At 63.9% G+C, this 5652-nt stretch carries 6 protein-coding genes; all 6 read right to left on the bottom strand.

Annotated features, from left to right (window positions below; all coding sequences use genetic code 11):
* Nucleotides 1-98: 98 nt before the first annotated feature.
* The 6 genes from IAE39_RS28805 to hemA all read right to left on the bottom strand — a co-directional run bounded on the left by IAE39_RS28805 (nt 99) and on the right by hemA (nt 5449).
* Nucleotides 99-617: an acyloxyacyl hydrolase gene (locus IAE39_RS28805; protein WP_201207858.1), complete on the bottom strand. Its 519-nt coding sequence runs from the start codon at nt 615-617 to the stop codon at nt 99-101.
* Between the two features lie 106 nt (nt 618-723).
* Nucleotides 724-1521, bottom strand: a complete 798-nt coding sequence (gene murI, locus IAE39_RS28800; protein WP_201207857.1) for a glutamate racemase — start codon at nt 1519-1521, stop codon at nt 724-726.
* Complete coding sequence (locus tag IAE39_RS28795; RefSeq protein WP_201207856.1) at nt 1514-2269, bottom strand: molybdopterin-synthase adenylyltransferase MoeB; 756 nt, start codon at nt 2267-2269, stop codon at nt 1514-1516. Before IAE39_RS28795 ends, murI begins: the two co-directional genes overlap by 8 nt.
* Nucleotides 2263-3093: a peptide chain release factor N(5)-glutamine methyltransferase gene (prmC, locus tag IAE39_RS28790; RefSeq protein WP_201207855.1), complete on the bottom strand. Its 831-nt coding sequence runs from the start codon at nt 3091-3093 to the stop codon at nt 2263-2265. Before prmC ends, IAE39_RS28795 begins: the two co-directional genes overlap by 7 nt.
* On the bottom strand, nt 3093-4175 hold the full coding sequence (prfA, locus tag IAE39_RS28785; RefSeq protein ID WP_003247392.1) for a peptide chain release factor 1: 1083 nt from the start codon (nt 4173-4175) through the stop codon (nt 3093-3095). Before prfA ends, prmC begins: the two co-directional genes overlap by 1 nt.
* A complete protein-coding gene (gene hemA, locus IAE39_RS28780; RefSeq protein WP_012270484.1) occupies nt 4172-5449 on the bottom strand; it encodes a glutamyl-tRNA reductase in 1278 nt (425 codons plus the stop codon). Before hemA ends, prfA begins: the two co-directional genes overlap by 4 nt.
* Nucleotides 5450-5652: the final 203 nt, after the last annotated feature.

The following is a 5652-nucleotide window of genomic DNA, read 5'->3' as shown; positions in this document are numbered from 1 at the left end:
CACCAAAGGCGTCAAACCGGCTTGCTGAAAACCATAGAATCTCCCACAGGGTATTGCGGACCGCTTGCGAACTCGGTTCTCTACGCGACAGCGCTGACTCAGAGCGCCATGCGGTAATGCAGGCTGTAGCTTTCCACGCCATCATTGGGCTGCTTGATACCCGCGTTGGAATAGTGAATCGCCCGCACGCCGATCTCATGCCCGCCGGCAAAGCGCAGACCAAAGCCGATGCGGTCCTCGAACTGGAAGGCCGAGCCCAGGTCGTTGCTTTCCAGCTTGGTGCTGGAGAACGCCGCCACACCAATTCCCGCCTCGATGTAGGGTTTCACTGACTCCCCGGCAAACTCATAGACGAACACTGGCGCGAACGACAGGCTGTGGTTGCTCGAGGTCTTGTCGCCATCCCAATAGCTGTAAGCCCCGTCCCAATAGCCTGTCAGGCGGCCGACACTGGTCTGCCACCAGCTCGCATCCCAGTTCGATTGCAGCCCCAACCGGTAGACCATGGTCGAGTCACCTGTCTGGCCTACCGAAAACGAAACGTCGGCTGCCTGCGCCGATACCGCTTGCCCCAACCCAAGGACGGCAGCCGCCGCCAAGACCAGCAGTTTCTTCATGAGAAACATCCTTCTTCCTGATGCTGTTATTAGTGTCCGCCTCATCTCAGGCAAAGCGGTAGAAAGCGGCAGTGGGACGATAGTTCAGCTATTTTTCACGTTTTTTTTACAACGCAAAGCTTTGCACATCGTCGGACTTATGCCACAGCACAGGCAGGATTTTTCTGAGGGATTGCGGATCGGCGCTGGTCCAGAAGCGGGTAGCCCGAGCCGGGCCGTCGGCCAGCAGGTCACTGGCGCCCAATAGCCGCTGCAGTTGACGCGCCACGGCAGCACCGGTGTCGATGATGGCGACGTCCGCAGGCACCATGCCAGCCAGCAGCGGGCGCAGGAAGGGGTAATGGGTGCAACCGAGGATCAGTGTGTCACAGCCGGCGGCCAGCAGCGGCTGTACATAGCCCAGCAGCATCTGGCGCAGCGCCGGGCTGGCCAAGTCACCGGTTTCGATCAGCTCGACCAGCCCCGGGCAAGGCTGGGTGATCACCTGCACGTCACTGGCGAAGCGGTCGAGCAATGCGGCGAACTTGGCGCTCTGCAAGGTGCCGGTGGTCGCCAGCACACCCACCACGCCCGAACGGGTTGCAGCCGCTGCGGGCTTCACCGCAGGCTCCATCCCCACCAACGGCCAACTCGGGTACAACTCACGCAGGTCAGCCGCCGCCGCTACCGTTGCAGTGTTGCAGGCCAGTACCAAGGCCTTGGCGCCTTGCTCGTGGAAGAAGCCGGCAATGCGTCGGCAGCGCTCACGGATATAGTCTGGCGACTTCTCGCCATAAGGTATGTGGCCGCAATCGCCCACGTACAACAGCGTCTCGTTGGGCAGCAGGCGCTGGATCTCGGCGAGTACCGACAAACCGCCGACCCCCGAGTCCATCACGCCGACCGGCGCCGAGCGCTCAGCCATCGCGTTTGCCACAGACCGCGCAAGCCGGGTCGCGCTTGACCCGCAGCTCACGAATACGGGTGCCGAGGGCGTCGATCAACAGCAGGCGGCCGACCAGCGGCTCACCGAAGCCGGCCAGCAGTTTCATCGCTTCCAGCGCCTGCAGGCTGCCCACCAGGCCCACCAACGGGCCGATCACCCCGGCCTCGCTGCAGGTCAGCTCGGCTTCGCTGCCATGCCCGTACAGGCAGTGGTAGCAAGGGCTGTAGTCGCGCCGCGGGTCGAACACCGACAGTTGCCCTTCCAGGCGGATTGCCGCGCCACTGACCAGCGGCTTGCCGGCAGCGACACAGGCAGCGTTGACCGCCTCGCGGGTAGCGAAATTGTCGGAGCAGTCCAGCACCAGGTCGACCGCTGCCACGGCGGCTGCCAGCGAGTCCTCGTCCAGTGCCTGGCGGTGCGCAACCAGGCTGATTTCCGGGTTGATTGCCTCCAGCCGTTGCAAGGCCGAATCGACCTTGCTCATGCCGACGCTGGCGCTGTCATGGATCACCTGGCGTTGCAGGTTGGTCAGGTCGACGGTGTCGAAGTCGGCCAGGTGCAGCTCACCAACCCCGGCAGCCGCCAGGTACAAGGCTACCGGGGAGCCCAGGCCACCCAGGCCAATGATCAGCGCCTTGCTGTGCTTGAGCCGCAACTGGCCGTCGATGTCGATCTGGGCCAGCAGCACCTGACGGCTGTAACGCAACAGTTCCTGGTCACTCAGCATGGCAGACGCCCCAAGGTGATACGTTCATGGCCACCCAGGTCGGTACGGCTGGCGACTTCGACAAAGCCTTGTTCGGCCAGCAGGGCGCGTACCGCTGCGGCTTGATCGTAGCCGTGTTCCAGCAACAGCCAGCCACCCGGCAACAGATGCGCGGGGGCCTGGGCGGCGATCACGCGCAGGTCGTCCAGGCCATCGGCACCGGCCACCAGCGCACTGCTGGGTTCAAAGCGCACATCGCCCGCCACCAGGTGGGGGTCTGCAGCAGCGATATAGGGTGGGTTGCTGACAATCAGGTCGAAACGCTCACCTACCAGGCTGTCGAACCAGTGGCTGAGCCGCACCTGAGCGTTGCCCAAGCCCAGGCGCTGGCGGTTACGCTCGGCCAGGGCCGCGGCCTCTTCCACCCGGTCAACCGCTGTTACCTTCCACGCCGGGCGCTCGCTGGCCAAGGCCAGGGCGATAGCGCCCGTGCCGGTGCCCAGGTCCAGGACCTTGGCTGGCGAGGCAGGTTGCAGTTCAAGGGCTGTTTCGACCAGCAGCTCGGTATCTGGCCGCGGGATCAGGGTATGCGGTGCGACCTCCAGGTCGATCTTCCAGAAACCCTGCTGGCCGAGGATATAAGCCACCGGCTCACCGCCACGGCGGCGCTGCAGGTAGCCAGCGTAGGTCTGGGCATCTTCGCTGCTGACAATACGCTCGGGCCAAGTGTGCAGGTAGCTGCGCGACTTGCCGATGGCGGCGGCCAGCAGCAGTTCGGCGTCCAGGCGCTCGGTGGGCGACTCGGGCAGCTGCGCGTTGCGCAGCAGGCTGGCGATGATGGTCATCAGTCCCCCAGGGCGGCCAATTGATCGGCCTGGTATTCGGCCAACAGCGGTTCGATGACCGCATCCACGCCACCGCTGAGGATGTCGTCCAGCGAGTACAAGGTCAGGTTGATACGGTGATCCGTCACCCGGCCCTGTGGATAATTGTAGGTGCGGATGCGCTCGGAGCGGTCACCAGAGCCCACCAGCAGCTTGCGCTCGCTGGCAATGGCGTTTTGCGCGGCGCTGGTCTGCATGTCGTTGAGCTTGGCCGACAGCCAGGACATGGCCCGGGCGCGGTTCTTGTGCTGCGAACGCTCTTCCTGGCACTCCACCACGATGCCGGTGGGCAAGTGGGTGATGCGGATGGCCGAGTCGGTCTTGTTGACGTGCTGGCCACCGGCACCGGATGCGCGATAGGTGTCGACGCGCAGGTCGGCCGGGTTGATTTCGATGGCGGCCTGTTCGTCCGGCTCGGGCAGCACTGCCACCGTGCAGGCAGACGTGTGGACACGGCCCTGGGATTCGGTCTCGGGCACACGCTGTACGCGGTGTGCGCCGGATTCGAACTTGAGCTTGCCATAGACGTTCTCACCCTCGACGCGGGCGATGATTTCCTTGTAGCCGCCGTGCTCGCCTTCGTTCTCGGACAGGATTTCCAGGCGCCAGCCGCGTTTTTCGGCGTAGCGCGAATACATGCGGAACAGGTCGCCGGAGAAGATCGCCGCTTCGTCGCCACCGGTACCGGCGCGGATTTCGAGGAACACGTTACGGCCGTCGTTGGGGTCTTTGGGCAGCAGCATGCGCTGCAGCTGCGCCTCCAGCGTCAGCAGTTGCTCCTTGGCTTCACGCACTTCTTCCACGGCCATTTCGCGCAGGTCCGGGTCGCTGTCCTTGAGCAGCGCCTGGGCACCTTCAAGGTCGTCCTGGACTTTGCGCCACTCTTTATAAGCAGCGTAGACCGGCTCGACCTCGGCGTATTCGCGGGAATAGGCGCGAAAGCGCGTCTGGTCGGAAATGACCTCGGCATCACCGAGCAGGGCGGTGAGTTCTTCGAAGCGGTCCTGGAGGATTTCCAGTTTGTTCAGCAGCGACGCTTTCATTGCGGGGATTTGTCCGTCGAGCCCTCGTTGAGGGCAAAGAGTTCCTGGGCCATGGCCAGCGCATCGACGCGCCCCTCGGCCGAGAGCTTTTTCAACTGCACGCTGGGCGCATGCAGGAGTTTGTTGGTCAGGCCCCGGGCCAGTTGGGCCAGTACGTCTTCGGGGTTGCCGCCGTTGGCCAGCAGGCGCTGGGCTTTTTGCAGTTCTTCGTCGCGCAGGCGCTCGCTTTGTTGGCGATAGGCCTTGAGCACGTCCACCGCAGCCAACTCGCGCAGGCGCAGCATGAAGTCTTCGGCGCCTACTGTCACCAGCTCTTCGGCGGCCTGCGCCGCACCCTGGCGGCTCTTGAGGTTTTCCGCCACCACGTCGTGCAGGTCGTCGACGGTATACAGGTAGACGTCGTCCAGCTCGCCCACTTCGGTTTCGATATCGCGTGGCACGGCGATGTCGACCATGAAGATCGGTTTGTGCCGGCGCTGTTTCAGCGCGCTCTCGACCGCGCCCTTGCCAAGGATAGGCAGCTGGCTGGCGGTGGAGCTGATGACGATGTCGCTGTTGGCCAGTTCCTGAGGGATGTCGGCCAGCAGTACGGCATGCGCACCGAACTGCTCGGCGAGGATGCTGGCACGTTCCAGGGTGCGGTTGGCGACGACGATGCGGCGTACGCCCTGCTCATGCAGGTGGCGGGCGACCAGGGTAATGGTTTCGCCGGCACCAATCAGCAGGGCCTGGCTGCGGCCCAGGTCGGCGAAGATCTGCTTGGCCAGGCTGACTGCAGCAAACGCCACCGACACCGGGTTTTCGCCGATGGCGGTGTCGGTACGTACCTGCTTGGCGGCGCTGAAGGTGGCCTGGAACAGGCGCCCGAGCAGCGGCCCGACGGTTCCGGCCTCGCGGGCCACGGCATAGGCGGACTTCATCTGGCCGAGGATCTGCGGCTCGCCGAGGACCAGCGAGTCGAGGCCGGAGGCCACGCGCATCATGTGCTTCACGGCGTCGTGCTCTTCGTGCACGTAGGCACTGGCGCGCAGCTCGTCGAGGCTGAGGCGGTGGTAGTCGGCCAGCCATTGCAGCACGGCGTCGGCGGACAGGTGGTCCTGCTCTATATAGAGCTCACTGCGGTTGCACGTCGACAGGATCGCCGCTTCGCGGCTGGACGTCAGTCGGCAGAGCTGCTGCAGGGCGTCTACCAGCTGCTCTGGGGTAAACGCCACGCGCTCGCGTACGTCTACCGAGGCAGTCTTATGGTTGATACCAAGTGCAAGAAAGGCCATGCAAGGTCGCTGGTTGTGACGGGAAGCCGATAATTGTCCTCTTTCGCAGGTTTTAGGACAACCACCGTTCGCTATTGCGCTGATAGCGCTGCGGCTATCGCCGCATACAGGCCGAGGCCCGATGTAAATTTCAGCGCAACCCCGAATCCTGCTCTGGCTGTTGATCTGGCTGTTGATCTGGCTGTTGATCTGGCTGTTGATCT

This window comes from Pseudomonas sp. S37, assembly GCF_016658545.1.
GTDB lineage: Bacteria > Pseudomonadota > Gammaproteobacteria > Pseudomonadales > Pseudomonadaceae > Aquipseudomonas.
The sequence above is the reverse complement of the archived record's forward strand: the minus strand, read 5'-3'. Positions and strand labels throughout refer to the sequence as shown.